The organism is Streptomyces sp. KR80, assembly GCF_052245555.1.
Classification (GTDB): domain Bacteria; phylum Actinomycetota; class Actinomycetes; order Streptomycetales; family Streptomycetaceae; genus Streptomyces.
This window is the reverse complement of the sequence record NZ_JBQQCD010000002.1, coordinates 494399-520205: the sequence shown is the minus strand read 5'-3', so window position 1 is coordinate 520205 and position 25807 is coordinate 494399. Positions and strand designations below refer to the sequence as shown.

Genomic DNA, 25807 nt, shown 5'->3' with positions numbered 1-25807 from the left:
CCGAAGGGGAGCAGGTGCACCACCACCCCGCCGCTCACCCCGCTCCGCAACCGACCCTTGAGACCACCCCGACGTCTGCATCACGCCCGACGTTCGACACCGCCGTACCGGTGCTGCTGATCCGCCTCGACCACAATCCCTTTCACCACGGAACGCTCGGTGCGGTGAGATCTCTCGGACGGGTGGGAATCGAAGTCCACACCCTCGTCGAGTCCCTGGACAGCCCCGTCAACCGCTCCCGTTACGTCCACCGTGCGCACAGCTGGTCACCCGGCGGCCCGTCCGTCACACAGCTGCCCGAAACGCTCCGCCGGATCGGCCGTCGGATCGGGCGCCCCGCCGTACTGATCCCCATGGACGATGTCAGTGCGATCGTCGTGGCCCGGCACGCGGAGCTCCTCGCCGACAGCTATCTGATGCCTGCTCAGCCAACCGGCTTGCCGCAGCGCGTGGCCGACAAGGCGGAGCTGGCCACCCTCTGCGCGAGCGCGGGCGTGCCGTACCCGACCACGGTGATCCCGGCCAGCGGGCCGGAGGCCGCCGCGACCGCGCGCGACCTCGGCCTGCCGGTGGTCGCGAAATGGAGCAGGCCCTGGCTGCTGCCGCGGGCCGCCGGGCTGCGGAGCACCACCCTGATCCGCACACCGGGGGAGGCCAGGCTCCTCTACGAGCACAGCGGGCGGGCCGGCAGCCGCCTACTCCTCCAGCGCCATCTGCCCGGCACCCACGGCACCGACTGGTTCTTCCACGGCTGCTTCGGCGAAGGCGCCGTGTGTCTGCACGGAGGGACCGGCCGTAAGGAGCTGTCCTGGCCGGTGGGCACCGGGCTGACGGCCGTCGGCACCTGGCTGCCGAACCCGGAAGTCGAGCTCGCCGCCCGGCAGTTGGCCGAGCGGGTCGGCTACCGGGGGATCCTCGATCTGGACTTCCGGCGCGACAGCACGACCGGCAGCTACCACCTGCTCGACTTCAACCCGCGCCCCGGCGCCCAGTTCCGGCTGTTCACGGACCGGACCGGGCTGGACGTGGTGCGCGCCCTGCATCTGGACCTCACCGGGCGGCCGGTCGCCGCCGGCCGGCCCGTGCCGGGCCGGGTCTTCATGGCGGAGAACTACGCGCTGCTGTCCGGCGTCGCGGCCGTCACCACCGCCCGGCCCCGGCTCCGGCCCGAACGGCGCCGCCTCCGGACGGGTCGTCCGTACCGGTTCCCGGAGACCGCCTGGTTCGCCGCCGACGACCCGGCGCCCTTCGCGGCCATGGCCGCGGGGTGGCTCGGGCGGGGCGGTGTGAAGGGGCTGCGACGGCTGCGGCCCCGGCCCGCGGCCGTACCGGCCTCCTGACGCCCGACACCGACCACCGACAGCGCATCAACTTCACGACGAGAGAGCGGGAACCACCCATGTACGACCTGGTAGTCGTCGGCGCCGGCCCCTACGGACTGTCGATCGCGGCGCACGCGGCCGCGGCCGGCCTGCGGCTTCGCGTGCTCGGCCGCCCGATGGCCTCCTGGCGGGACCACATGCCCGGGGGCATGTTCCTCAAGTCGGAACCCTGGTCCTCGAACCTGTCAGAGCCGACGGGGGATCGGACCCTGTCCGCGTACTGTGCCTCCCGCGGACTGCCTGCGGAGCACGGCAAGCCGATCCCCATCGGCACGTTCACGGACTACGGTCTGTGGTTCTCCGAGCGTGCCGTGCCGCGCATCGACGAGCAGACCGTGGCCGCCGTACGCCCCAGCGGCCGGGCCTTCGTGGTCGCCACGGAGGACGGCGAGACGATCCCGGCCAGGGCGGTGGCGCTCGCGGTCGGCGTGATGCCCTTCGTCCACCGCCCCGAGCCGCTGCGCACCCTCCCGGAAGGCCTGGCCTCGCACAGCAGCGACCACAACGACCTGTCCCGCTTCAAGGGCAAGGACGTCACCGTGATCGGCGCCGGGCAGGCGGCGCTGGAGACGGCCGCCCTGCTGGCCGAGGAGGGCGCCACCCCCCGGGTCGTCGCCCGCTCGGACCGGCTCAACTGGAACACCCCGCCGCAGCCCCTGAACCGCAGTCTGCTGCGCTCGCTGCGCGACCCGCACTGCGGTCTTGGCACCGGCTGGCCGAGTTGGGTCTGGTCGGAGATCCCGTGGGCGGTGCGTCGGCTGCCGAGCTCCACCCGGGTGCGGATCGCCGACACGGCGCTGGGACCGGCCGGGGCGTGGTGGCTGCGCGACCGCTTCGAGAGCGGCGTGCCGGTGATGCTGGGGCACCGGCTGCGGGCGGCGTCCCCGGCGGCCGGCGGCGTACGGCTGGACCTGACCACGCCCGCCGGCGCGCGCACGGCACTGGAGACCGAGCATGTGGTCGCCGCGACGGGCTTCACACCCGACCTCGCGCGGCTGGAGCTCCTGGACCCGGTGGTCCGTGACCGGCTGCGCAGGATCGGCGGCAGGGCCCCCGAGCTGAACGGCCGGTTCGAGTCCTCGTACCCGGGGCTGTTCTTCGCCGGGCTGCTGACCGCGCCGGCCTTCGGACCGTCCATGCGCTTCGTCTACGGGGCATCCTTCACGGCCCAGCGGCTGCTTCGCGGAGTGCAGCGACGGCTCGGGCGCACCGTCGTGCACGCGTGAGGTCCGGCCCGAACGCCAGACGCAGCGAAACCGCTGACATCTCGGTGTCAGCGGTTTCGCGTTTCGCCGGGGGGCCGCCGGGTGCTTATTGCTTACTGATCGCGTAGGCGCGGATCATGGTCTGCTGGACCGTGTTGCCCGCCGCGTCCTGCGCCGACATCCGCAGCGATGCGAACCCGGGGCCGGCCGGATGGTCGATGATCGCGACCGCCCGGTTCCGCTGCCCGTCCACCCGCACCGGCTGCCAGGTCTTGCCGTCGTCGAAGGACACCTGCAGGGCCGGCTTTCCGGTCGTCGTGCTCGCCGCACCCTCCGGGGTCTCCACCCGCAGCGTCAGCGCGAACCTCCGGCCCGCCGGGGCCTGGCCCGCCCGGTCGAAGGCACCGCTCGCCCGCACCGTCAGCAGCGGAAGCTCCGTCGTACCGGCGCCGCGCGAGGACTCGAACGTCCGGGTCACGGTCGTGCTCGACCCCAGGACGGTCAGCGACGACTCCGGTCTCGTGGCCTCGGTGGTGAGCGTGTACCGGCCCATCTCGGCCGGGAGGTTGCCGAACGAGCCGGTCAGGCTGTTCATCTTGCCGATCACCTTTCCGTCGAGGCTGAGCGTGTTGGTGACGGTCGGGTCGGAGGCTCCCGAGCCGTAGTGCCGGAACTCCGACGGGGAGAACGGTGAGCTGGCGAACACGATCCGGTCCTCGATGCGCCGCGCCGTATCCGCGGGGCTGAGCGCCGCCGAGTTCCAGCTCCGGTCGTAGCGCTGACCGGGCAGATGCGTCTCGGCGGCCGCAGTCTCCTCCATGGCGTCGTGTGGTCCCTTGACCTCGAACCTGCTCAGCCAGCGGATGTGCGGTCCGCCGCTGAAGTACTGCATCGCCGTGCCTTGGGCGGGGATGTACGGCGGGGCGTCGAAGGAGAACGCACCGTCCACGATCGACAGATTCCACTGCTCGGCGCCGTCCGGCGCGGTCACACCCGTCCGCTGGCCGTTGTAGTGCGTGCGCACCTGCGCCAGATCCGCGTCCTTGACCTCGTAGTGGAGCTTGTCAGGTATCCCGCCTCGCTCCACGAACAGCAGGTTGTAGCAGTAGTCGGCGGGCTTGGGCGGGTAGTTGCCGGAGCCTGAGTCCTGTTCGCTGAGCGTCTGCCGCAGGTCGAACCGGTACGGCCGGTCGGTGACCGGCTCGGTCGGAGTGATGTACCAGTCCCGCATCTTCTCCTGACCCCACGTCAGGCTGGAGATGTTGTGGCTGACTTCGTGGCCCGCGATCGTCTGCCGGAATCCGACGAACCGGTAGATCGGTGCGGCGGTCGGGCGCTCCACGGTCGTGGTGATCGGTACCGTCGCCTTCCCGTCGAGGACGAGCTTCATATCCCGGTCGATCCGTACCGACGGCTTGGCGAAGATCACCGTGTCCGGCTGGGTTCCCGTGGCATTCGGGCTCACATACCCGTTGAGGTTGTAGTCGCCTTTGATCAGCCGCAGGGTGTGGGTGCCGGTCGCGGGGTCGTAGTGCTCGGCGGTCGGCGTCGCTCCGGTCGCCAGATTCACCACGTCCTGCAGGTGGCTGGTGTTGTTGCCGGTGACCACCTGGCCGGCCCGGTCGGTCAGCCGCACCGTGAGGTCGTAGCTCTCCGGCTCGAGGAACGCGCCGATCGCGGTGTGCACGACCACATCGCCCGAGGTGGCGACGACGTGCCCGCTCTGGAGGTGGTTCGCCTGCGCGCGCGGGTCGATCGTGACCTCGGCTTCGGCGGATCCGCCCGCGGGCACGGTGACCTGCTCGGTCCCGAGCCGGAACACCCCGGCGGGCGCACCGCTGTCGAGCTTCAGGTCGAGGGTGACCGGAGCGGCGGAGTAGTTGCGGTAGCGGATCGTCTTGTTGACCGGTTCGCCGCGCGGCCAGCTGAACTTGCCGAAACTGACGCTGGTCTGCGCGGTCACCTTCTGGGCGGTGGCCCTGGCCACGTCCAGCCGTCCGGCGCCCTGCTGGAAGACGGTCAGCTCGGGCAGCCGCTTGCTGGAGCCGGTCAGCGCGGCCTTGAACTGCTCGGCCTTCCAGTTCGGGTGCTGCTGGGCGAGCAGCGCGACGGCACCGGTGACGTGCGGGGTGGCCATCGACGTACCGCTGGCGCGGGTGTAGTTGTCGTTGATCGGGCCGTCACCGGGGATGTCGCTGTGCGACCCGAGGGCGGTTCCGGCCCCCCGGGCCGCGCCGATGTTCTGGCCGGGTGCCACGATGTCCGGCTTGACCGCGAAGTCGCCGATCCTGGGCCCGACGCGAGAGAAGTCGCTCAGCGCGTCGGCCTTGGTGACGCTGCCGACGGTGAGTGCGGCGTCCGCGGCACCGGGCGAGCTGACCGGGTGGCGTACGAAGCCCACGTTACCCGCCGCGGCCACGAACAGCGTGCCGGTCTCCGCGGTGAGCTTGTTCACGGCCTGGGACAGCGGGTCGGTGCCGTCCGAGGCCTCGTTGGTGCCGAGGCTGAGATTCACCGCCCTGGCGCCCTTGTCCGCGGCCCACTCCATTGCGGAGATGATCGCCGAATCCTGGCAGAAGCCGTCGGTCTTGCAGACCTTGGCGATCAGGAGCTTGGCGTCCGGGGCGATCCCCCGGTACGTGCCGCCCTCAGCCGCGCCGGAACCGGCCACCGTGGACGCGACGTGTGTGCCGTGGCCGTTGCCGTCCTTGGTGCCGGACGGATCCGACGTGAAGTCGCGGGCCTCGGTGACCACACCTTCGAGGTCGGGGTGGCCGGGGTCGTAACCACCGTCCACCACGGCGACGGTGGCGCCCTTGCCGGTGATGCCGGACTTCCAGGCGGCGGGCGCCCCCACCTGGGCGGCGCTACGATCCAGCATCAGATGCGAGGTGCCGTCCAGCCAGACCTTGCCGATGCCGGCCGCCAGCTTGGCCGTACCGTTCCTGGTGAGCGAGTGCCAGAAGGCTCCCGAGGTCAGGTCCTTGGCCGCGACCGCGCTCGCATCGAGGCTCGGCAGCGCGCGCGTGACCCGTGTGACCTTGCCGAGCACGGTCTGGGGCGCGCGGCCCTCATGGGAGACGATCAGCGGCAGGGTATCGCCGGAGCGGTCGAATCCGTTGCGCACCAGCGCGCTCACATTGAACAGCCTGCGATCCAGCTTGCCTTGCTCCACCAGCGGGAGTGCGTCGGACGGGGTGACCGTCACGTCCTTGAAGCCGCTGCTGGTATCCACGGTCTGGAAGAACTGGATGCGCTGTCCGCGGCCGGGTCCTGGCTCGATGGTGACGGCCGGCTGGGCCACACCGGGCACGGTGGTGAGGCGCACGCGGTCACCGGTCACGAGCGTGACCGCGCGGGACCCGGCCGCGGATATCGCCCGGTCCGGGGCTGACTGTACGACGGCAGCGGTGCCGCTGCCGCTGAGACCGATGGTGAGCAGCAACCCTGCGAGGCAGGCGGCGACCCGTTTCCGACGACGCACGAGCATCTTCACTCTCTCCGTGGCAGAGGCGTCCGCGTACCTTCTCGATCGGCCAGGTGCGGTTCGATAGATCCGATGAGTTGAGGGGAACCGGCGACAGCGCGGTGGCGCCCAGGCGAGCAACGCCTGGGCGCCACCGTCGGCATGTCGGGTGATCAGCCGGTGGCTGCCCGTTCACGTGCCGCGTCGTTCCACGGCGTCCATCACTTGGGGAACGTCCCCTTGTGCCGGGCGTCCTTGACCCACACGATCGCGGCATGCAGCGCCGGGGTGCTCTTGGGCCGGCCCGAGGCGACGTCCGCGGCGGCCACGTTCTTGTAGACGCCGCCGTCGACCGAGGCCAGTCCCAGCCACTCGCCCAGCATGTGATTCTGGGTGCCACCCGTGCCGTCCACCCGCTTGGCGAACTGGTTGCTCCCCAGGTAGATGACCCTGTTCAGGGTCCGGGCGAACGTCTGCACCTTGTCCTTCGGGACCTGGTACGCGTTCCTGGTGAAGGCGCGGTACAGGCCGAGCATGTCGTACGCACCGTGGCCGACGTCCTCGGAGGTGCGGCCCAGCGAGTAGCCCCAGTCGTAGACCCGCTGTCCATTGACCGTCTTCTCCTTCACATCGCTGAGGAACCAGTCGATGTTCGCCTTGACGATCGCGTCGTACCGGGACACCCGAGCCGGATCGTCCCCGAGCAGCTGGTGGCACTCGGCCAGCCGCTGGAAGCCGCCCCCGAGCATCGCCTGCTGGTTCCACGGAACGGGCTTGCCACGGCTCCTCTCGTAACGCGGGCCGATCTTCGACCAGGCATCGGTGTCCGGGAAGTAGAAGCGGTTGCTGCCGGACTTGACGAAGTGCGGCGCCAGGAAGGTGTCGATGGTGCGGTCGAGCTCCTTGACGTACGTCTTGGCCCGCGCCAGGTAGGTGGCCCCGTAGCCGTGCGGATCACCGAACGGGACCTTGGTGTCCCACAGCGACTTCTTCTGCAGGATCGTCTTGGCCGCGTACGCGATGTGCGCGATGACGTCGCCGTTCTCCGTCCCGGAGTAGGTCGCATCCGGTGCGGACGTTTCCTTGTTCGGCCACGCCAGTTCGCGCTTGCCGGTCCACAGCACCCGGCCGGACTGCGGGTTGTTGCGGCCGGCCAGGAACGTATCCGCGTACTTGATCTTCTGGTCGAGGATCTCGGTCTTGCCGCTGACCTCGTACATCTGGCCGAGGGCTTCGAGGTTGCGCCCGCCCGCTCCGTAGACCATCGCGTTGCCGATGTTGTTCGTCGGCGGCTGGACGGCCTTCATGTGATCGACGAAGCTGCTGATCTCCTTGCTGGTCACCGGACCGTCGAGGCTCTCGATGACCAGGGCGGGCGCGGCCGGGGCCGCGGGGCCGGCGATCGCACCGGTGGCGACCACGGTCAGACTCCCCACCGCAGCAGCCACCGCAGACAGCAGGACGAATTTCTTCACGAGTCGATGTGCCTTCCGTAATCCAGATTCATGGGGGGTGCCGAACCTTCCGATCTAGCGGCGGATCGTCAACTGGTCCAGACGAATTGGCGGACATCCGACGTCTGCGGAATCAGGAAGGCAGCCGCCAGACCTGGTTGGACCCACCGTGGCAGGACCAGATCTGCAGCCGGGTGCCGTCCGCGGAGGACTGGCCGGTCGCGTCGAGGCAGCGGCCCGACTGCGGGTTGCGCAGCGTCCCGTCCGCCTGCGCGGCCCAGTTCTGCGCACCGGTTCCATTGCAGTCCCAGAGCTGGACCATCGTGCCGTCCGCGGTTCCGCCCGATGTGACGTCCATGCATTTGCCGAACGCACGCAGGGTCTGACCGGACACCGTCCACTGCTGCGCACCGGTTCCGTTGCAGCCCCAGAGCTGGATCGCAGTGCCGTTCGCGGTGTTGGAGCTGGAGATGTCCACGCACTTGCCGCCGATGCCGGTGATCTCTCCGGTCGGACTGCTGCTCCCGGTGGAGATCAGGTACTGGCTGTTGGCCACGTTCCAGTGGGTGGCCAGATAGCTGCCGGACGGCGGATTGGTGTGGAAGTAGTCGTCGTTGCGGCAGTCGATCTGGTTCTCGGGCGCGCCCGAGCAGAGCTTCTGCAGACCGCCCGGTGGGTTGGGTATCCCGCCGTCGTCGTAGCACATGATGTCCTCGTCGTCCCAGCAGTGGCCGTACTGGGTGGCGTGGGGCGCGCTCCGCTGGACCGCTCCCAGGTTGTGCAGTAGTTCGTGTGCGCTGGCCTGCCAGGTCCAGCAGCCGGTGCCCATCGCGGCGTAGTGCGGACCGGCGTTGTACGGGTTGTCGGCCCCCGGCCGGTCGTCGCCGCCGTTGCCGTAGGCGAGCCCGCATCCGCTGCTGTCGTGGTAGAAGAGGTACTTGCGGTCGGAACGGTTGTAGCCGCGCGCCTTGAGTTCATTGGTGATGCTGTCGACGCTGCTCATCGCGGACTGAGGGATGACAACGTTGTCGATCACGGCGCGGCAGTTGCCGTCGTGGACGAAGCGGACGTGCCTGGTTCCGCCGGTGCGGCCGGCCCCTTCGACGAACGCGGCGTCGATCTGGTCGGCGAAGGTCTGGAACGTGCCCTTGTACTGCTGGTAGCGGTCGGCCTGGGCGTCGCCCCGTACGTAGAGGGCCTGGACCCGCTTGCCGCTGCTGCCGTCGCCGTCGCAGACCGTCGATGACACCGCGAGCCGGGGGGCGTTGGGTGCACCGGGGCGCAGGGAACCGTTGCCGCGGTCACCCTTGGGGGAGCCCGGCCCCGGTGACGCCGCAGCAGTCACCGGCTCGAGCACGGCTAACGCGAGCAGGACGACGATCGCCGCCGCGAGGTGGGCCAGGGGTCTGCTGAGCATGGATCTGGTCATGGGGGGTTACCGCCTTCCATGGGCAGCGCTGGGTGGCCCTGGCCGAGACCTGGGCGCGCGCTGGTCATGAGTGCTGACATGGCGGTCTAGACCAATACTGGAGGCTACGGGTTGCCGCGGGCCGTGTCACCGTGTCGGCGGCCAAGTGTCGGATTCCCGTCACCTCGGCCACCAATAGCCAGGTGAGAGCACATACGTGACGGACAGTCAGGTGTCGATGTGCATCGGCGGGGCACCCCGGGCTGCTCCGCCTCGGCTACGAGGGGATGGAGAAGCCCCGGCCAGTGGCTCGGGGCTGTGTCGTCTGCTGCTCCACCACGGTCAGGGTTTTGCGCCGCGGGGGACGGCGAACTCGGTCAGCCGGGTTGTCCCAGGGGCAAGTTCCGACCAGGAACCTTGCCAGGTCAACACGGCGACGGCGGACGTGGGGAACTTCGTCCGGGCCCGCTCGAGTGCGGTGCCGGCCGCCTCACCGGCGAGCCGCAACGTCAGCTCCTGAAGGCCCGGGTTGTGGCCGATCAGCAGCAGCGTCCCGATGTGAGCAGGGGTTTCGCGTACGACGTCGAGCAGCACCGGCACGTCGGCGCCGTACAGCCGCGGGTCGTGGACCACCTGCGGGCTCGCGTCGAGCCGACTGGCGACGAGGTCCCAGGTCTCGCGGGTACGGCGGGCGGTGGAGCAGACGACGAGGTCGGGTGCACAGCCGGCGTCGCGCAGCCAGCGGCCCGCGGCCGGGGCGTCACGCCGCCCGCGCGGAGCGAGCGGCCGGTCGTGGTCGGCCACGTCTTCGGGCCAGGCCGACTTGGCGTGCCGTAGAATGATCAACCGTCGTACCGGCCGCGCTGTCATGACCGGGCCCCGTACGGACAGCCGCGGGCAACCTCGCGGCTGCGTGCGGACCATCGCCTCACCGGGACCAGGAGCACGGTGCCTCAGTCCAGACAGCCGGTGAGCCGCTCGTAGGCGCGATGTGCCTGCGCCAGCAGCGCCTCGGCCTCCTCACGCGGCCCGTAGCCGGTCACCACCCCAATGGGTCCGGGACTGAGCCTGGCCAGGGCGGTCGTCCAGGCGTCGGGCTCCGCGCGCCAGGACGCCAGGTCGCCGGCAGCCACGAGCTCTCCGCAGGACGGGTCGTCGGCCACGCAGACGACGTCATCCTCGGGACGGTCCTGCACGGTCAGATGGAGGACCGCCACCGGCCAAGCCCGTACCCAGACGCCGCCGACAGCAGGTTCCGGCATCAGCACCAGGGCCTCGACCGGGTCGGCGTCCTCGTCGAGGGTGTCCGGGACCCATCCTCTGCCCACCGGCCAGCCCTGCGTCGTGAGCTCCTCCGTCGAGAAGCGGGCCGGACCGATGGTGGATCCGATGGTCGCCTCCACTGCGACGGTGATGCGGGGCATGGGGTCCACCTCCCGTGGCGCCGGTGATCTGGACCCGGTGATCTTGACCCCGGAGGCCGTCAATGACCTCAGGGCCGCCGGTCGCAGCGACCGTGAGTCGCCCTACGGATCAAGTCTCCCGCCACCGGCACGGCCCCACAACCGCGGGCGAATCTGTCGTCAGGTCATGACCTTCCGGCGCCGACGATGCAGCCTCAGCCGACCTGAACCGTCACCGTCCGGCCGCGGGCGACGGACACCGTGGCGTAGGTGTACGTCACCCCGTCCACCACCTTCGTCTCCGCCGGCCGGGCGATGCCGTCCACGGTGACCGAGCTGTGCTCCCCCGGGAAGCGCGCCTCCCAGGTGTAGTCCGGCCCGGAGCCGTTGGTCAGGGTCGACTTGGTCGCTCCGTCATGGCGCAGGCTGAAGGTGTTGCCGCCGATCGACAGATCGTCGATCCGCAGCCAGCTCATGCCCGAGGGCAGCCGGGACTGGGTGACCAGTGCCGTGTTCGGGGCGTCGGGGGCCACCCCCATCAGGCCCTCCACGGTCTGGCCGAGGAGGGTGAAGGACACCTCGGGGTAGTCGCCGTTCGGGCCCTGCTTGGCGTTGACGTGCTGCACGTTCCGCTGGTCGTAGACGTACTGCATCCACTTCCAGGCCGTGTCGTTGCGGTTGTTCCTGAAGAAGGTGTCGGGGAGATACGTGATCGCCTCGATGTTGCTCGGTTTGCCGCCGCCGCTCGCCTGCTGGTCGATGTAGTCGAGGTACGCGTCGTTGCGGGCTCCGGGGTCGATGATCTGCTTCATCGGCATGAACCAGCTGTTCTCCTTGCCCCAGCCGGTGAGCGCCTGGCCGCCGGTGTTGTAGGCGCGCACCATCGCGCCGCCCGAACCACTGCCGCTCCAGGCCGAGTTGAAGTACGACTTGAGGTCGGCGGCCTTCTTGCCGAACGTCGCGGCGAGTTCGGTGTCGCCCTTGTCCCGGGCCAGGGCAGCCATCGCGCGGTACGCCTGGTACTGCGAGGCGATCGCGTCACCGGCTTCGGCCAGCCGCTCATGGCCCTGCTCGTTGTAGCTGGCGGCGCCCGCGAAGATGCCGTTGCCCGTGCCCTCGGCGACGCCATTCGGCTTGTTGCCGTCGTGCAGTTCGACGAAGTCCTTCGTCGCATGGCGGTAGTAGTCCCACAGCACCGGGTCGTTCACGTACCCGCTGTCGCCGCTCCAGCGGTAGGCCTGGTTGGCCTTCTCCACCAGTTCGAAAGGCGCGGGGACTTCGCGTACGAAGTTGGTGGGGCTCTTGTAATCGATGCTCAGATAGGTCTTGGCGTCGAAGTTGAACGCCCACACCGGGTAGTACTTGTGCTCCGAGGTGGCGGAGGCGGCATACGACCGCAGCATCGACTGGTTCTCGGCATGCAGTCCGAGGACGGCCGCGCCCGCCAGCTGGTGGGCCATGTCGCGCGCGTAGTAGCCGCTCCGGTTGGCGTATCCGGCCCAGTAGGAGGGGGCGTACGTGCCCGAGCCGGAGCCCGAGGGATTGTTCTCGTCGACGTTGAGCGGGCCGGTGGTGCCGGGCAGATGAACCCAACTGCCCGCCTTCCGCTTCGACCAGCCGAACATCTCCACGATCTTCGGGTCCGAGGAGCTGACCCTGGGGTCCGCGGGTGCGGCCGGGGAGAGCATCACATCGTCGGCGTTGACCCAGCTGTCGCCGGACTCGAAGGCGATCTCCAGCTTGTCGCCCGGGTTCAGTGCGACACGGCTGACGGTGTAGCGGCCGTACGCCGAGCGGCTGGGCAGCTTCACCGTGCCGGCGGCGGTGCCGTTGACCCGTACCACGAACATACCGTTCGCGCCGCCCGTCGCGATCCACGCCGAGATGTCGTACCTGCCCGCGCCGATCGCGGTCACGGTCTGGCTGACCTTCTTCCCGGCTCCCTCGTCCAGATAGACCAGCCGCCTGCCGCCGTGCGGGTAGTTGGTGGCGACCCCGGTGCCGGCGGTAAACGTCCAGCCTTCTGAGCCCTGCTCGAAGCCCGGGTTGGTGACCGTGAGCAGCGCGGGGCCGGCGGCCGCGGTGCCGGCTGCCGCAGTCAGCGGGGCGAGGGGTACGAGCAGGGCGAGCGCGGTGAGCAGAGGGAGTCTGGCAGGCCTCATCGGGTACTCCAGGGGTCGTCAGCGACGTGGAGCTGCGGGGGGTGGCTCCGAACGGCGCACGCTAGCAACGCCGTTCAGCACCCGCATAGGGGTCATGCGTGACTTTCGTCGCCTGCGGCAGACTCATTGCCGTGCGAGGCAGAAAGTTTTCAATGAACTCTTGCAAGTGACGCGGTGGCGGGGCTAGCGTCCCGGCCCGTCAGCTTCCTTCCACTTCCTCATGGGCCAAGTCAGGGGTCAGCCATGGATGTTGAACGCCGCAGAGTTCTCCGGATCGGCGGTGCCCTCGCCGCGGGGGCCGGGCTCACCGGCCTGACCGCCTGCTCCGGCACGGGGGTCACGGGTGCGACCGGCAGCGCGGGCGACAAGAACAAGGGCAGCGTCACCGTGTGGAGCTGGCAGGGCCCGGCCGCCGAAATGAAGGCCCTGATACCGGAGTTCAACAAGAAGTACCCGGACATCAAGGTCACCGTCGAGGACATCGGCAACCCGGCCATCTGGGACAAGATCACCACTGCCATGGCGGCGGGCGGCGACGGCCTCGCGGACGTGCTGCACATCGGCGTCGACTATCTGCCGGGATACGTCGAGAAGTTCCCGAACGGCCTCGCGGACCTGAGCAAACTCGGCGCCGGCAAGCACCGGGACGCCTTCGCGCAGGGCCTGTGGGAGACCGTCTCCCCCAAGGGGAACAGGGTCAACGCCCTCCCCTGGGAGGCCAATTCCGCGGGCTTCTACTACCGCTCGGACATCTTCGAGAAGGCCGGAGTCGACGGCGAGGCGCTGCAGACCTGGGACGAGGCCATCGAGGCCGGCAAGAAGATCAAGAAGAAGACCGGGACGTATCTTCTGGGCATCGACAAGCCCGCCTCCCAGGCCGACTCGGCCAACTTCTTCCAGATGCTGCTGCAGCTGCAGGGCAAGTTCTACTTCGACCTCGACGGCAACATCACGCTCGACTCTCCTGAAGGCGTCAGGGCGATGACGATCATCAAGGAGATGAACGACGCCGGGCTGGTCAGCGACCTGTCCGGCGGCTGGAGCGCCCTGGAGAGCTCGATCAAGAAGGGCACCGCGGCGGTACTGCCCTTCCCGACATGGTTCGGCGGCATCATCGAAGGTCTCGTGCCGGAGGAGGCCGGCAAGTGGAAGGTCCGCCTCCCACCAGCCGTCCGCCGGGGCGGCGCCACCGCGGCGACCGTGAACTCCACCCATCTCGCCATCGCCGGCAGCAGCAAGAACCAGGCCGCCGCCTGGACCTTCATCGAGTACGTGCTGACCAGGCCCGCCTCGCAGGTGAAGATCTACAAGTCCAAGGGCATCGCACCCGCTCTGATGAAGGCCTACGACGATCCGGTCTTCCACGAGCCGTCGAAGTTCTTCAGCGGCCAGAAGAAGGGCGAGGTCTTCCTGGAGGCGCTCAAGGCCCCGTCGCCGGCCTTCAACTACTCCGCCGACTACGCCCGCGCGCTCAAGCTGGTCACCGACGCCCAGACCAAGGTGCTGCTGAAGAAGGCCGACCCTGCCAAGGTGCTGCGGGATGCCGCCGAACAGCTCGCCAAGCAGACCGGGCGCACGGTCGTCCGATGACCACAGCCGTCCGTGAGCCGACGCCGGTGCTCGCCGTCGCGGAGGCGGCCGCACCGGCCCCGCGGCGCCGCCGGCGTCCAGCGCCCTATCTCTTTGTGCTCCCCGCGCTGGTGCTCTTCGCGGCCTTCAAGCTCTACCCCATCGGCTGGTCCTTCTTCCTCAGCCTCTACAAGACCGTCGACGGGGTCGACGTCTTCGTCGGTGCCGACAACTACACGCGGCTGCTCGACGATCCGCTGTTCTGGACGGCGCTGGAGAACACCACCGTCATCCTGGTGGTGCAGGTGCCGGTGATGCTGGCCCTGGCCACCGGCCTCGCGGTCGCCCTCAACTCCAGGCTGCTCCACGGCCGTTCGGTGTTCCGGCTCGGCTTCTTCATGCCGATGGTCACCGGACTCGTGGCGTACGGGATCATCTTCTCGGTGCTGCTCAACCAGCACTACGGGCTGGTCAACTGGCTGCTCGGCTTCCTCGGCACTGCTGAAGTGCCGTGGCTGAACGACCCGGTCTGGGCCAAGATCTCCCTCGGGATCGCCCTGACCTGGCACTACACCGGCTTCAACGCGGTGATCCTGCTCGCCAGGCTGCAGACCATCCCGGGCGAGCTGTACGACGCCGCCGCCGTGGACGGCGCCGGTGCCTGGAAGTCGTTCCGCCATGTGACACTGCCCGGGCTGCGCCCCGCGATCCTGCTGACCACGGTGCTCTCCACCATTGGCACCCTGCAGATCTTCGACGAGCCGTATGTCCTCACCGGCGGCGGGCCGGACAACGCCACGCTCACCATCGGCGTGTACCTGTACCAGAACGCGTTCAAGTACTTCGACTTCGGCTATGCGTCGGCCATCGCCTATGTGCTCGCCGTCCTCATCGGAATCCTCGGCGTGATCCAGTTCCGTGTGCTGGGAGACAAGCCATGAAGCCCCGTTCCCGAACCGCCGGCATCCTGCTGACCTCGTCCTTCGCCATCGTGCTGGCCGCCGTGCTCATCCCGTTCTACTGGGTGGTCGTCGCCTCCACGCACACCGCGAAGGAGATTTTCGGCAGCCCGCCCGCGCTGCTGCCCGGCGGCCACCTGCTGGCCAATCTGTCCACGCTGCAGACGGACGCTCAGTTCGGCCGGGTGGTCGCCAACTCCCTGCTGATCGCCGTCATCTACACGGTGTGCGCGGGCGTGGTGTGCACGCTCGCCGGGTACGGCTTCGCCAAGTATCGCTTCCGCGGCCGCGATCCGCTCTTCGGTCTCCTGATGCTCGGCCTGGTGATTCCCACCCAGGTCACCCTGATCCCGCTGTTCCAGTTGATGGCGGAGCTGGAGTGGCTGAACACGTACCAGGCCGTGATCATGCCCAATCTGGCGCTGCCCCTCGGGATCTTCCTGATGCGGCAGTCGATGGCCGTGCTGCCCGATGAATTCCTCGACTCCGGCCGCATGGACGGCTGCGGTGAGTTCCGGCTCTTCCTGAAGGTCGCCCTTCCCCCCATGAAGCCTTCGCTCGCCGCGCTCGCGATCTTCCTCTTCCTCTACCAGTGGAACGACTTCATCTGGCCACTGATCGTGCTGCGGGACGGCGCCTCCTTCACGATCCCGGTGGCCCTGGCCTCGCTGCAGGGTGTCGAGTCCACCGACTACGGGGCGATCCTGGCCGGAACGGCGGTCGCTGCGATTCCCATGGCCGTCGTGTTCCTCCTGTTGCAGCGGCACTTCGTCTCCGGGCTGCTGGCCGGGGCGGTGAAGGAGTGAGCCAACCGAACACCGAAGGAGCGAGCGTGTTGAGCGACGACGACGCCGTCACGACGGCCGGCCTGATCCAGGTGCCGTACGAGCCGCTGCTCGACGAGGTGAGCATCGCCGTGCTCGCCCCGGGCGCCGAGGTCCACTGGGAGCTCCTGGACATCAGTCAACTCCCCGGTGGGCTGCGGATGCTGTGCGTAGGCACCGATGTGCCCAAGCCCGTGGAGATCCGGCTCTCCGTGCCGCTCGGCGACGCCGCCGGATACTGGCATCCGCAGAGCGGATGGCAGCGCACCCTGCTCGCCGACTGGGCCGGACGGTCCCGGGTCTCGCTGGTCGACGGGCATGCGGCGGGCTGCCTGTACGACCACTCCGGCGCCACGCTGCTCACCTTCGCCGCGGCCGACCCGGTGCCCGAGGCGAGCCTGCGGTTCGGGGTCTCGGAGGAGAACGACACCCATGTGGTCCACCTCCAGCTGCCCGCCGCCGAGGAGCCGCACCGGCTGCTGTTCGTGCCGCGGGCACCCTCGGTAGCCGCCGCGATGCGTGTCCTGCGCCGCTGGTTCGCCACTGGGGTTCCCCATGCCGCAGGGCCGGGGGTACCCCCAGCGGTAGCTGGGGGAGGGCCGGTGACGCCGATGCCGGTGCCCGACGCCGCCCGTACGCCCGTCTACTCCACCTGGTACGCCTTCAACCAGAACGTCGACGCCACGGCGGTCGAACGGCAGGCGGAGCTCGCCGCCCGGCTGGGCTGTGGGGTGCTCATCCTCGACGACGGCTGGCAGGAGTTGGGGCACGGCCGGGGTTACGCCGGCTGCGGCGACTGGCGGCCCGACCGCGCCAAGTTCCCGGACTTCGCCGCCCATGTGGCCCGCGTACAGGACATGGGGCTGCGCTATATGGCGTGGATAGCGCCGCTGCTGCTCGGCCCGGACGCGGAATGCTTCGATCAGTGGGTCGCGTGCGCCCCGGCGCGGGGCCGGGTGCCGGGAGCGCATGTCCTGGACCCACGGCGGCCCGAGGTGCGGCGCCACGTCGTCGAGCTGTGCACCGCGCTGGTACGCGACTACGGACTCGACGGCCTCAAAGTCGACTTCCTCAACGACGCGATGGCCTATGCGGACGACGGCGGCGGCGACGTGGGACGAGCGATGACCGACCTGCTCACCGAGGTGCGGGCCGCGCTGGAGGCCGTACATCCCGAGCCGCTGCTGGAGCTGCGTCAGCCGTACGTCGGGCCCGGCATGGCCCCCTACGGCAATATGCTGCGCTCCTTCGACTGCCCGGCCGACGCCACCGCGAACCGGGTGCGCACGCTCGACACCTCGCTTCTGGCGGTGGGCGGGGCGGTCCACTCCGACATGCTGCTGTGGGACCTGGACGCACCCGTCGAGGCCGCGGCCCGGCAGCTGATCGGCACCCTGCACTCCGTACCGCAGATCTCCGTACGCCTCGACCGGCTCACCGAAGAACACCGGGAGGCGCTGGCCTTCTGGCTCGCTCAGTGGCGGCGGCTCAGGGGGGCGCTGCTGGACGGGACCGTCGAGCCGGGCCGTCCCGACGATCTCTATACGCTCGTTGAGTCGGAGGCGGACGGGGTGCTCGTGCTCGATGTGCACAGCGAGCGGACCGTGCCGGTCGAGCCGGCTGACTATCGGGAGATCGTGCTGGTCAACGGCGCGACGGCGGACCGGCTCGTGCTGGAGTGCAGTGGTCCGGAGAGGGCCGCGGAGCTGACCGTCCACGACCCTTCCGGCCGTATCATCGAGCGCTGCCGCCCCCGCCTCACGCCCGGCCTGCACACCCTGCCCGTCCCGCGGATGGGGCTGGCCACACTGGCCATCACGGAAAGGACCACATGAAAGTCGGCATCACCGAGGTCGCGCTCCGTGCCCAGGTCAGCGAGGCGACCGTGAGCCGGGTGATCAATCGGCGGCAGGGCGTCTCGAGGAAGACCCGCGAGGCGGTCGAGCGGGCCATGGCCGAGGTCGGCTACGAGCGGCCCACCCACGGCCAACTCGTGGCCGTCGTCACCGAGTTCGTGTCGAACCCGTTCTTCGCCGACGTCGCCGAGCGGATCGAGTCCGCGCTCGCCCCGCACGGACTGAAGACCGTGCTGTGCCCCGCCTTTCCGGGCGGGGTGCAGGAGCGCGAGTTCATCACCTCGCTCGTGGACAAGGGCGTCGCCGCCGTGGTCTTCCTCTCCGCGTCCAACACGATCGACGGCGCGGACACCGAGACGTACGAGATGCTGCGTGCCCGGCGCATCCCGTACGTCGGCATCAACGGTGAGTTCGCCGACGGCCGGCCCGCGCCGGTCTTCTCCACGGACGATCTGCTCGCCGCCGAGTTGGCCGTCGACCATCTCCACCGACTGGGCCACCGCAGGATCGGCATGGCGTCGGGCCCGACCGGCAACCACCCTGCGGACAAGCGCGTTCAGGGCTTCCTCCATGCCATGGAGAAGCGCGGGATCGAGGACCCCGGGCGCTGGGTGATCCGGCAGGCGTACACCGTCGAGGGCGGTCAGGCCGCGGCGACGACGCTCCTCGGGCTGGGCGTCACGGCGATCGTCGCCGCCAGCGACTACATGGCGTTGGGGGCGATCCGTGGCATCCGTCGGCAGGGGTACTCCGTCCCGGACGACGTGTCGGTCGTCGGGTACGACGGGTCGCGGATCACCGAGTTCCTCGATCCGCCGCTGACAACCGTGCGGCAACCCTCCGACCGGCTCGCCGCCGAGGTGGGTCGCAGCGTCCTGGCCCTGGTCGCCAACCGGGAGGTGCCGGTGGGGGAGTTGCTGTTCGACCCGGAGCTCGTCATCCGCTCCACGACGGCACCCCCGCCCGGGTAAGGGCTACGGCGGTACGAAGTCGCTCCGCTGCGAACGCCGCTCCTGGTGCGTCCGGAGGGCGCGTCGGAATGCCGACGCGGCGGAGATCCGACACGAAGGGTATTGGTCCAGACCTTTAGTGTTGTCATGCACGCCGCATCGCAGCGCGCGCTGACGAAGGAGTGGCAACCCGTGAGATTACGAGCAGTCGCTATCCTCAGTTCTGCGGTCCTTCTGGCGACCGCGGTGCCGGCGTCGGAGGCAGTCGCCCGGCCCGACGAGCCCGTCTCGGTCGCCGCGGCCGCAGCACGGGCCAACGGAGCGGTCCGCACGGTCACTTTGATCACCGGTGACCGGGTCCATGTGACCGGCCGGCCCGGCGCCGAGTCCGTCAGCATCGAACCGGCTGCCGGCCGGGAGCACATCGCCTTCGTCCGCAGCGCCCGGCGCGGACCGTCCGGCAGCGAGACCAGCGTGATCCCCGCGGATGCCGCGTCGCTGCTGTCCGCCGACCGCCTGGACTCCCGGCTGTTCAACGTCACCCGGCTGGTCCGGGACGGCTTCACCGACAAGTCCGCCCGCCACCTGCCCCTCCTCGTCAGGTACGCCCGCGGTGCCGCTAAGGCGGCGACCGCGCCGCCCGCCGTGAAGACCACCCGGAAGCTGCCCAGCATCAACGGCGCCGCCGTACGGGAGGACAAGCAGCACGCCGCGACGTTCTGGAAGTGGCTCACCGGCGACACGAAGCAACCGCGTACCCTGACCGCCGGCGTGGCGAAGGTGTGGCTGGACGGCATGGCCCACCCGACACTGGCCGAGAGCGTGCCGCAGATCGGCGCCCCGGCCGCCTGGCAGGCCGGTTTCACCGGAGCGGGCGTGAACATCGGCGTACTGGACACCGGCATCAAGGCCGACCACCCCGATCTGACCGGCAGGGTCGTCGAATCGAAGGACTTCACCGGCGTGGATCCGGCCGGCGGCGACGAGATCGGCCACGGCACCCATGTCGCAGGCATCATCGCGGGGACCGGCGCCGCGTCAAACGGGAAGTACCGCGGCGTCGCGCCGGACGCAATGCTGGTCAACGGCAAGGTCTGCATGAGCGAGGGCTGCCCGGACAGTGCGATCATCGCCGGGATGGAGTGGATCGCGCCGAAGGCCAAAGCGGTCAACATGAGCCTGGGCGGCGGTGCGAGCGACGGCACGGACCCGATCGAAGTGGCCGTCAACGAGCTGACCGCCAAGCACGGCACGCTGTTCGTCATCGCCGCGGGCAACGAGGGCCCTCGCGCGTACAGCGTCAGCTCCCCGTCCACGGCCGACGCCGCGCTGTCCGTAGGAAGCGTCACCAAGCAGGACGAGACCAGCTCCTTCTCCAGCCGGGGCCCGCGGGTCGGCAACCACGCCGTCAAGCCGGACATCGGCGGGCCGGGTAGCGGGATCGTGGCCGCCCGAGCCAAGGGCACGCCGGTCGGGGACCACAACCCGGTGGACGACAACTACGCCAAGCTCAACGGCACGTCGATGGCCACGCCGCACGTGGCGGGCGCGGCGGCGATCCTGGCTCAACAGCACGCCGACTGGAGCGCCACCCAGCTCAAGCCGGCGCTGATGAGCACCGCCAAGCCGACCGCCGGCATCCTCGATCAAGGCGCCGGGCGGGTCGATGTGGGCCGCGCCGTCAAGCAGCGCGTGTGGGCGACGGGGGGCAGCCTCAGTTACGGGTTCTTCCCCTGGCCGCACAGCCAGGAACCCGTCGTCAAGAAGGTGACCTATCGCAACGACGGCGACGCGGATGCGACGCTCAAGCTCGACCTGGCCGTGACCGGACCGGACGGGAAGCCGGCCCCTGCGGGCCTGTTCACCGCGTCCGCAAGCGAGGTCACCGTGCCCGCGCACGGAACGGCCGAGGTCGCCATCGCCGTCAAACCCTCGGCCGGGGTGGCCGGCTTCTACGGTGGCCGACTCACCGCGACCGCCGGTGACACCGTGGTGCAGACCGCGCTCGGCACCCTTCTGGAGCCGGAGAGCTACACCTTGACGGTCCGCGACAGCGGCCTCAACGGGAAGTTCCAGAACGCCTTCGCCCAACTGGTCAATACGACCACCGGCGAGGTACGCCCCATGAAATTCAACCGCAGCGGCGTCGCCACGGCGCGCCTGGTCAAGGGGGACTGGGACGTCAACGTACTCGACGTCTCAAGCGACCCCGGCAACACGCAGCAGCCGACCGTGGCCACCGTGATGTCCCGGGCGAACGTGGCGCTGACCGAGGACACCTCGCTCACGTTCGACCCCGCCGCCGGCAAGCCGGTCGAGGCCGTGGTCGACCAGGTCGGCGCCAAGCGGCAGTTCGGCGAGCTCGGCCTCTACTCGGGCAGCGAGAAGGCGAGCGGCGTCGTCGCCGTGGCGGGCACGCCGCGCACCCAGCTCCGCGCGGTACCGAGCGGCATACGTGTGACCGACCATCGCCACGCGTTCTTCTTCGGAGCCACCCTCGCGTCCGCAGCTCCCGACAGCGATCCCGCGGGATCCGTTTACCACCTGGCGTTCTGGAAGTCCGGCGGCGTCCCGGCCGACACTACGTTCCGGGTGGCCGACAGCGATCTGGCCACAGTGGACGCTCACTACCACACCCAGGGCGCGAAGACCGACTTCGCGGTCCGATCCGACTTCGCCAGGTATCCCTTCGGAGCCGGCAGCGGCAAGACGGACTCCTTCTCCCACGCGCTGCCGAGCCGGCGAACCGAGTACTACACCGCAGGGCCCGACGTCACCTGGGCGCACCTGCTGCAGGTCAGCACCTCGACGTCGGGAGACTACGAGAACCACCGGTCGTACCGCTCGTACCAGCCCGGCCGTTACCGGTCGCACTGGAACGCTGCGCCGATCGGGCCTGCGTTCGGGGACCCGTCCCTCGGCTGGGGCGTGTTCCGCGAGGGGCCCGCGCTCAAGGTCGGGGTGAGCCTGTTCTCGTCCAGCGACCCGCATGTGTACAACGGCGTCGCGGACGGCGTGACCGGGAAGACGACGCTGTCCCGGGACGGCACGGTGATCGGTACGTCCAAGTACGCGGCGTTCGGTCGGTTCGAGATCCCGGACAGCGCCGGCACGTACACGCTGCACGCCACCGCCACCCGCGAGGTGCCGTGGTCGGTGGTCGGCACCAAGGCCGACGTGACGTGGACGTTCGACGAACCGGGCGCCTCGGCTCCGGCCAAGCCGCTGCCGCTGCTGGTGGTACGCGCCACAGGTGAGGTCGACGAACAGAGCCGGGCGCCGGCGGGCCGGCTGTACCCGCTGGTGCTGACCGCGCAGTCGCAGCCGGGCGCCCCCGCCGTACGGCTGGCCGCGCTGAAGGTCGAGGCGTCCTACGACGACGGGGCGACCTGGACGCCGGCGCGAACCTCCTTCTCCGGCAACCGCGGTGGCGCAGTGCTGAACCACCCGGCGGGTGACGGCTACGTGTCGCTGCGCATCACGGCCGAGGACGTGCACGGCAACGCGGTCACCCAGACGATCACCAGGGCGTATCAGACAATCGCGGGTCGATGACCGCAGGAGGTGGTGGGCCGGTACGCCGGCCCACCACCTCGACTCGAGGAGTCGCACATGGTGACGGACGCCGACACCACCGGGCGGGTGCCCGTTCCGCGGTCGGAACAGGGCTCGTTCCCGTACGCCCTTCGGGCGGCGATCGCGGCCAGCGGCCTGCCCCTGGACCGCATCCAGCAGCGCTTGTACGACCGGGGCACGCCGGTGAGCGTCGCCACGCTGAGCTACTGGCAGAGCGGCCGTACCCAGCCGGAACGGGCCGGATCCCTGCGGGCGCTGCACCATCTCGAGGAGGTCCTGGAGGTTCCGGTCGGCGCGCTGAGCAGGCTGCTCAGCCGGCCACGGCCCCGCGGGCGGGGCCGTCGCGAGTCCCGCATGCTCCCCCTGGGTACGTTGTGGGGGCAGCAGGAGGAGGTGGCGCGGCTGCTGTCCGGGGTGGACACCCGGTGGGACGAGCACCTGGTACGCCTCAACCAGCACGACCGTGTCCGGGTCGGCGCCCGCCACGCGCAGAGCTCACTGCGGGTACGTCAGGTCCTGCGGGCCGACCAGGATGGTCCGGACCGGTGGGTGGTGGTCTTCTACACCGACAAGATCGGCCAACCACTGCCGAAGCTGTACGGGCTGCGCAACTGCCGTACCGGACGCGTCCTGACGGACGCCGGGGCCGGCATCCTCGTTGCCGAGCTGCTGTTCGACCAGCCGCTGCGGCAGGGCGACACGCTGATCACTGAGCACGAGTTCGTGTACCACACCCCTTCGCTGCCCAGGATGTCCGACTGGTGCGGGCGCACGCTGCGGATGCAGAGTCGCGAGTACCTGCTGGAGGTGGTCTTCCACCCGGACGCGCTGCCCGCCGGGTGCGAGGAGTTCAGCGAGCCGGCGGGTGGCCCGTGTCGTACCCGGCGCCTCACGTTGGACAGTTCAAGGTGCGCGCATGCGCTGGCTGTGGACTTCGGGCCGGGAGCGTTCGGCATCCGCTGGTGGTGGGACGACAGCTGAGCGGGTGCGGCCCCGAGGTGCTCCCTCGGGGCCGCCCGTACCTCGGTGTCCCGGTGCCGCCTTCCTACAGGCCGCGGAGGGCGACGATGGTGCCGTCCGCCCGCCACATGACGGGGTGCGGCGGGCTTTGCGAGTTACCGGAGTCGCCCGCCATCGCGCCGCCGGCGTTGATGCCCTCGGCCTCGCTCTGGGCGTCGCCCGGCAGCTTGCCCAGGTCCGTGATGGTGCCGTCGGTGTTCCACCGGACCGCATCGATCACGTTCGTGCTGCTCTGCGAGTAGCCGACGATCGTGCCGTCGTCGTTGACGTCCAAGGCCTCGCTGCCCTTCACGTCCGGCTTGGCGGGGAGCGCGGTGACCGTACCGTCCGGGGCCCACCGCACGGCGTGGAGCGTGTTGGTCTGCTCGTCGTACGAGTCTCCGACGGCTACGCCTTTACTGTTGATGGCCCTGGCCTCGGCGGCCTCGTGGCCGTCGAGCGGCGGCAGTTCGGTGAATGTGCCGTCGGCGTCCCATCGCGCGGCGGAGGCGTAGCCGTCCTGCGGCGCGGACCATCCGACGGCGATGCCGTCGTTGTTGATGCCCTTGGCATAGCTGTACGTCTCGCCGGGCACGCCGTGCAGCCTGGTCGGCACGCCGCTGACGGACCACTTCACCGCGTGCATTGCGCCCCCCCAGGTGAAGCCGACCGTGATGCCGCTGTCGTTGATCCCGTGCACGCTGCCGTTCTCTTCGCCCGGCAACGGCCTCAACGCCGTGATGCTGCCGTCGGGATTCCAACGCACCTGTTGACGCCTATACTCATCGTCGGTATACGAGTTGCCGATGATCTGGCCGGCGTTGTTGATTCCCCAGGCCTCGCCCGTTGTATCGCCGGGCAGGGTGCCCAGGTCCTGGATCGACCCGTCGGCGTTCCATCGCACCGGCCGGGTGTTGCCGCTCTCGGCATAGACGTATCCGGCGACCACGCCGCTGTCATTGATGTCGCCGGTCGAACCCTCGACGGGCGCCGCTGCGGCGCCCCCCGGGGTGCCCCGCGCCTCTGCTGAAGCCGGCGCGGCGGCGCCGGCAACTGCTCCCGCGGTCAGGGTTAAGGTCAGGGCACCAAGCACAACTGACAACCGGTTTCTCCACACGTTTGCCTCCGTTCTCGGCCCATCCGGGCACGGCGGGCCGGCTTCTTAAGTCGATCCGTTCCGAGTTGCCGAGCGGCAACAGGCCAGCCACTCAGACGTCGAATGCCGCGGTCGAGGAAACAGGCGACGCGCGGCGTTCGCCCTCCTACAGTCCGCGGAGGGCGACCAGCGTGCCGTCCGCCCGCCACATAACGGGGTGCGGCGGGCTGTTGGGGTTGGAGGAGTCGCCTGCGGCCGCGCCGCCGGCGTTGACGCCCTTGGCATCGCTGTTGGCGTCGCCCGGCAGCTTGCCCAGGTCCGTGATGGTTCCGTCGGCGTTCCACCGGACCGCACCGATCACGTTCGTGCTGCTCTGCGAGTTGCCGACGATCGTGCCGTCGTCGTTGATGTCCACGCCCTTGCTGTGCTTCATGTCCGGCTTGGCGGGGAGCGCGGTGACCGTACCGTCCGAGGCCCACCGCACCGCGTGGGCCGAGGAGGTCTCTTTGTCGTACGAGAACCCGACCGCCACGCCTTTACCGTTGATGGCATAGGCGCTGCTGCCCTCGTGGCCGTCGAGCGGCGGCAGTGCGGTGAACGTGCCGTCGGCGTCCCATCGCGCGGCGGAGGTGGTGCCGTCGGCCAGCCCGGACCATCCGACGGCGGTGCCGTCGTTGTTGATGCCCTTGGCATAGCTGTTCTTCTCGCCGGGGAGGCCGTGCAGCCTGGTCGGGACGCCGCTGACGGACCACTTCACCGCGTGCATCCCGTCCCCGAAGGTGAAGCCGACCGTGATGCCGCTGTCGTTGATCCCGTGCACGCTGCCGTTCTCTTCGCCCGGCAACGGCCTCAACGCCGTGATGCTGCCGTCGGCATTCCACCGCACATCTTGACGGTTCTCATCGCCGGTCCACGAGTTGCCGATGATCTGGCCGGCGTTGTTGATTCCCCAGGCGTTGCCATTTACATCGCCGGGCAGGGTGCCCAGGTCCTGGATCGACCCGTCGGCGTTCCATCGCACCGGCCGGGTGTTGCCGCTCTCGGCATAGACGTACCCGGTGACCACGCCGCTGTCATTGATGTCGCCGGCCGCACCCTCGACGGTCGCCGCGGCGGCGCCCGTCGGGGCGCCCCGCGCCTCTGCTGACGTTGCTGAAGCCGGCGCGGCGGCACCGGCAACTGCTCCCGCGGCCAGGGTCAAGGTCAGGGCACCGAGCGCGCCTGACAGACGGCTTCTCTTCACGTTCGCCTCCGTTCTCGGCCCATCCGGGCACGGCGGGCCTGCCTCTGAAGTCGATCCGTTCCGAGTTGCCAGGCGGCGGCAGAACAGCCATGGGCCGAGGTTCCGAATCCCGCGGTCGAGGAATGGGGCCACTCGTAACAGGTGGTCGAATTTCTGGTACGGTCAATTCGGCGTGTGAGTATGCAATTTACTCGGTCCCCAGAGGCCAGGTCCAGAATTCATGACCGTACGCTTAATTCTTAATGTCGCGGGCTG

Annotated in this window: 17 protein-coding genes; 9 read left to right on the top strand and 8 right to left on the bottom strand. The window is 69.6% G+C overall.

The features are described 5' to 3' along the window. Nucleotides 1-14: 14 nt before the first annotated feature. Nucleotides 15-1340, top strand: coding sequence for a carboxylate--amine ligase (locus tag ACTWQI_RS05290; RefSeq protein ID WP_443267880.1), 1326 nt, complete (start codon nt 15-17; stop codon nt 1338-1340). 59 nt (nt 1341-1399) lie between these two features. Then, complete coding sequence (locus tag ACTWQI_RS05285) at nt 1400-2608, top strand: NAD(P)-binding domain-containing protein (RefSeq protein WP_443267878.1); 1209 nt, start codon at nt 1400-1402, stop codon at nt 2606-2608. An 85-nt stretch (nt 2609-2693) separates the two neighbouring features. On the opposite strand, the gene ACTWQI_RS05280 is transcribed toward ACTWQI_RS05285, so the two are convergent. The 6 genes from ACTWQI_RS05280 to ACTWQI_RS05255 all read right to left on the bottom strand — a co-directional run bounded on the left by ACTWQI_RS05280 (nt 2694) and on the right by ACTWQI_RS05255 (nt 12480). Continuing rightward, complete coding sequence (locus tag ACTWQI_RS05280) at nt 2694-6077, bottom strand: S8 family serine peptidase (protein ID WP_443267876.1); 3384 nt, start codon at nt 6075-6077, stop codon at nt 2694-2696. A gap of 197 nt (nt 6078-6274) precedes the next feature. Next, the gene (locus ACTWQI_RS05275; RefSeq protein ID WP_443267874.1) at nt 6275-7528 is read right to left on the bottom strand and encodes a hypothetical protein; all 1254 of its coding nucleotides are present in this window, start codon (nt 7526-7528) and stop codon (nt 6275-6277) included. A 112-nt stretch (nt 7529-7640) separates the two neighbouring features. Then, on the bottom strand, nt 7641-8936 hold the full coding sequence (locus ACTWQI_RS05270) for an RICIN domain-containing protein (RefSeq protein WP_443267872.1): 1296 nt from the start codon (nt 8934-8936) through the stop codon (nt 7641-7643). Between the two features lie 321 nt (nt 8937-9257). Next, nucleotides 9258-9785 carry a SixA phosphatase family protein gene (locus ACTWQI_RS05265; protein ID WP_443267870.1) on the bottom strand — a complete coding sequence of 176 codons (528 nt, stop codon included), beginning with the start codon at nt 9783-9785 and terminating at the stop codon, nt 9258-9260. Nucleotides 9786-9868: 83 nt separating this feature from the next. Next, entirely contained in the window at nt 9869-10339 is a 471-nt protein-coding gene (locus ACTWQI_RS05260) for an inorganic diphosphatase (protein WP_443267869.1), read from the bottom strand. Between the two features lie 194 nt (nt 10340-10533). Continuing rightward, nucleotides 10534-12480: a hypothetical protein gene (locus ACTWQI_RS05255; RefSeq protein WP_443267867.1), complete on the bottom strand. Its 1947-nt coding sequence runs from the start codon at nt 12478-12480 to the stop codon at nt 10534-10536. A gap of 243 nt (nt 12481-12723) precedes the next feature. Here ACTWQI_RS05255 and ACTWQI_RS05250 point away from each other — a divergent pair, with 243 nt between their 5' ends. The 7 genes from ACTWQI_RS05250 to ACTWQI_RS05220 all read left to right on the top strand — a co-directional run bounded on the left by ACTWQI_RS05250 (nt 12724) and on the right by ACTWQI_RS05220 (nt 23195). Further along, nucleotides 12724-14070, top strand: a complete 1347-nt coding sequence (locus ACTWQI_RS05250) for an ABC transporter substrate-binding protein (RefSeq protein ID WP_443267864.1) — start codon at nt 12724-12726, stop codon at nt 14068-14070. Continuing rightward, nucleotides 14067-14990: a carbohydrate ABC transporter permease gene (locus tag ACTWQI_RS05245; protein ID WP_443267863.1), complete on the top strand. Its 924-nt coding sequence runs from the start codon at nt 14067-14069 to the stop codon at nt 14988-14990. The genes ACTWQI_RS05250 and ACTWQI_RS05245 overlap by 4 nt, the downstream gene beginning before the upstream one ends. Continuing rightward, a complete protein-coding gene (locus tag ACTWQI_RS05240) occupies nt 14987-15814 on the top strand; it encodes a carbohydrate ABC transporter permease (protein WP_443267861.1) in 828 nt (275 codons plus the stop codon). The genes ACTWQI_RS05245 and ACTWQI_RS05240 overlap by 4 nt, the downstream gene beginning before the upstream one ends. A 26-nt stretch (nt 15815-15840) precedes the next feature. Further along, on the top strand, nt 15841-17667 hold the full coding sequence (locus ACTWQI_RS05235) for a glycoside hydrolase family 36 protein (protein ID WP_443267859.1): 1827 nt from the start codon (nt 15841-15843) through the stop codon (nt 17665-17667). After that, nucleotides 17664-18659, top strand: coding sequence for a LacI family DNA-binding transcriptional regulator (locus tag ACTWQI_RS05230; protein ID WP_443267856.1), 996 nt, complete (start codon nt 17664-17666; stop codon nt 18657-18659). Before ACTWQI_RS05235 ends, ACTWQI_RS05230 begins: the two co-directional genes overlap by 4 nt. Nucleotides 18660-18830: 171 nt before the next feature. Beyond that, nucleotides 18831-22193 (top strand): S8 family serine peptidase, encoded by a 3363-nt coding sequence (locus tag ACTWQI_RS05225; RefSeq protein WP_443267854.1) that lies wholly within the window; start codon nt 18831-18833, stop codon nt 22191-22193. Nucleotides 22194-22250: 57 nt separating this feature from the next. Then, nucleotides 22251-23195 carry a hypothetical protein gene (locus ACTWQI_RS05220; protein ID WP_443267852.1) on the top strand — a complete coding sequence of 315 codons (945 nt, stop codon included), beginning with the start codon at nt 22251-22253 and terminating at the stop codon, nt 23193-23195. Between the two features lie 64 nt (nt 23196-23259). Here ACTWQI_RS05220 and ACTWQI_RS05215 read toward each other — a convergent pair whose 3' ends face one another. Both ACTWQI_RS05215 and ACTWQI_RS05210 read right to left on the bottom strand, forming a co-directional pair. After that, nucleotides 23260-24306: a hypothetical protein gene (locus ACTWQI_RS05215; RefSeq protein WP_443267937.1), complete on the bottom strand. Its 1047-nt coding sequence runs from the start codon at nt 24304-24306 to the stop codon at nt 23260-23262. A gap of 169 nt (nt 24307-24475) precedes the next feature. Next, nucleotides 24476-25552: a hypothetical protein gene (locus ACTWQI_RS05210; RefSeq protein WP_443267850.1), complete on the bottom strand. Its 1077-nt coding sequence runs from the start codon at nt 25550-25552 to the stop codon at nt 24476-24478. Between the last annotated feature and the right edge of the window lie 255 nt (nt 25553-25807).